We start from the raw sequence: 3058 nt of genomic DNA, 5'->3' as shown, positions 1-3058 counted from the left end.
CACAAGCTCCAGGTATGGGACTGAATGCATTTTTTGTTTATACAGTTTGCTTTGTCCTTGAATTCACATGGCAGCAGGCATTATCCATGGTATTTATCTGTGGTATCATCAACATTCTCATTACGGTAACAAAAGTTCGAAAGTATATTATTAAATCGATTCCAAAAAGTTTACAGAATGCAATCAGTGGTGGTATTGGTATCTTTATTGCTTATATCGGTCTGAAAAATGCTAATATCTTGAATTTTACGAACGATACTGGCGCAGAAGTTGGAATCGGTGCTTCTATGCCTGGATCTCAAGTTGTACCTACGTTAACTGGCTTTTCTTCTAGCAATCTTACTGCTATCTTAGCGGTAATTGGATTAATTATCACGGTTGTACTTCTTATACTTGAAGTAAAAGGAGCAATCTTCATTGGTATTATTCTAACAACATTACTTGGTATTCCTATGGGACTTACCAACATGGGAAGCTCTGTTAACTTTAGCGATGCTTGTGCTGCATTACCATCAACATTTGGTATTATCTTCACAAAAGAGGGTATCCCTTCTTTATTCAATGACGCTTCAAAGATTCCGATTGCACTTATCACAATCTTCTCTTTCAGTTTATCGGATACCTTTGATACCATTGGAACATTTATCGGAACAGGACGCCGTAGTGGTATCTTTAGCGAAGAAGATGAAATGGCAATGGACAAGTCTGCAGGCTTCAAATCTAAGATGGACAAAGCATTATTCGCTGATGCAACTGCAACTTCAATTGGTGCAATTTTCGGTACATCAAACACAACAACTTATGTCGAAAGTGCTGCTGGTATCGGTGCTGGCGGACGTACTGGTTTAACAAGTGTTGTTGTTGCTATCTGTTTCGCTATTAGTGCTTTCTTTGCTGCCTTCGTAAGTGCAATTCCTTCCTCAGCAACCGCTCCAGCACTTATTATTGTCGGCATTATGATGCTTGCTTCATTCAAAGAAATCGAATGGGATAACCTTAGCGAAGCAATTCCTGCATTTTTTGCTGGTATCACTATGGCACTTTTCTATAGCATCTCAAATGGTATTGCAACTGGCTTTATCTTCTACTGCATTGTCAAAGTATGCAAAAAGGAAGCCAAGGAAGTGCATCCGATTATCTGGGTTGTATCAGGTTTGTTTATTCTTAATTTTATTCTATTAGCTCTTATCTAAATTTATAAAACAATAACGCCATTTGAATTTTTTCAAATGGCGTTATTGTTTTAATGAAACTATTACTGTTCACACAACATATTCACAGTAGCGAAATCCTTACTATTAGAAGTTTACCTTTGGTGAAGGAGCTGGATTCTTGATTATTCTTCCAAAGAATACCCCATATATTCTTCAAATTTCTCCGCCCATTCCTTTGTATTAAAAAAAATAAGATAGGTTTGATATCCATCACTTGTTACCCAAAATTGTTTCTCTGTATCTCGTTCCTTTATAATTTCATTCAAATAGTCTATTATTCCTGTATCAAAGCAATCATCATTTATAACCGCCTCATACTGATATTGCTTTCCATTACATTTAAAACATATTCGTTGAATCTCCTTGTTAGTTTCACAATCCACAAAAATCGTCTCTTCCCCGATTTCTGTAATTATAATACCTTCACTCCAAGAAGCAATTTCTGAGATACCTTCTAAAAATAACGTATACATCTTTTCATGGCAAAGCACCTCCATGTCAAACGAATAAACCTCCCTAAACCTTTGTGCCCATTTGTCAAGAGAACGGAACGTTCCTGCTCCTATTGGGTTTAGGATTATTCCACAGAGTTCCTTTTCTCCCATCTCATTGAATACTTCTTTTGGTATCGCCATGATTTCATCTATTGTCTTTAGTTTTTTCACCTCGTCAATTTTCATCAACTCTAGTTCTTGTAATTGTTCCATTCGCTTTACAATCTTCTTTTCCTCTCCGAACACTTCCTTTTTTTGAATCAAGAAAGCATAAAGCGTATAATCCCAATCCTTTTCGTAATACATATATAGCACATTTTGATTTCCTACTTGATTAAACCAAAACGTATAGAGTTCACCTTCGCCGTCTTCTTGTAGACTATTTGAGATATCTGCTACAATTGTGGAATCTTCGAACTCATATGTGCAATGCATATCAAGACTTAGCTTTGATGGCCAAGACATACTTTTATGGTAATACTCCACTTGTCCATCATTGTCAATATCACAAGAATACGCATCCTCCCCTTCTTTTTTCAACTGTTCTGCTGTTCCAATGATGGAATAATAATAGCTGTTTTCCAAAATAGATGGATATTCTTTCTTACATAATGTATTCTTCACTTCTTCTATTTCTGCAAAACTGCTTTCTTCCTGCAAAATATCCATCTTATAGTCAACAGTTTCTATCAATATACTCTTCGCATCTACCATTTCACCATTATCATATAGAAAAACATGATATCCACCATAATTAGATGTCTTATAATCAATATCTTCAAGCAGTATATAATTCACATTATCATAATTTAACACACCAAATGGAGCACGAAGGCACCCCCAGTACATATGTGTTTTTGTATAAGTTCCGTCCCCATTTCCTTTACGAAATTCTAATTCACAATCTCCACTAAACCCAGTAAACGTCAACGAGAACAAATCCGCAATCCCGTCGTTGTCTCCATCAACTATAATTGATCTTGCCCCATCCATCTCACCAAACTCAACATTCGTATATTTCTCATACTCCGCACAAGATATCTCGTTCCTAGTAAGCATAGACTCAATCAATGTTACTTCTCCATTCTCAATTACATGTTCTGCAAGCATATTAATTAATGAATCTGGGATTTCCTTTGTCTTTGTTAATGTTTTTTCTTCATAATGTTCATCTTTATACTTCGTTATATCCACTACGTTTACTTTTTTTTGCGCTGTCAACTTCACTTTTAATAAATGTAATACATCCATCTTATACGCAGAAGCATCTACTATATTCATCTTCTGCTCTACTTCTGACCCATTCAGATTTTCTTCTATATTCTCAACTTCTTTTGTATTCTCATTCTC

General features: G+C 35.7%; 2 protein-coding genes. One reads left to right on the top strand and one right to left on the bottom strand.

Annotated features, from left to right (window positions below; translation table 11 throughout):
* Positions 1–1193 (top strand): NCS2 family permease (locus RMR19_RS18500; protein ID WP_310604982.1); only part of this gene is annotated, 1193 nt, incomplete at its 5' end.
* Positions 1194–1336: 143 nt separating this feature from the next.
* Here the strand turns inward: RMR19_RS18500 and RMR19_RS18495 are convergent.
* On the bottom strand, positions 1337–3058 hold a 1722-nt coding region (locus tag RMR19_RS18495; protein ID WP_310604981.1), incomplete at its 5' end, for a hypothetical protein.

The organism is Anaerosporobacter sp. (genome assembly GCF_031551385.1).
GTDB lineage: Bacteria > Bacillota > Clostridia > Lachnospirales > Lachnospiraceae > Anaerosporobacter.
Note: the sequence above shows the minus strand (reverse complement) of the source record. Positions and strands in the feature narration are given on the sequence as shown.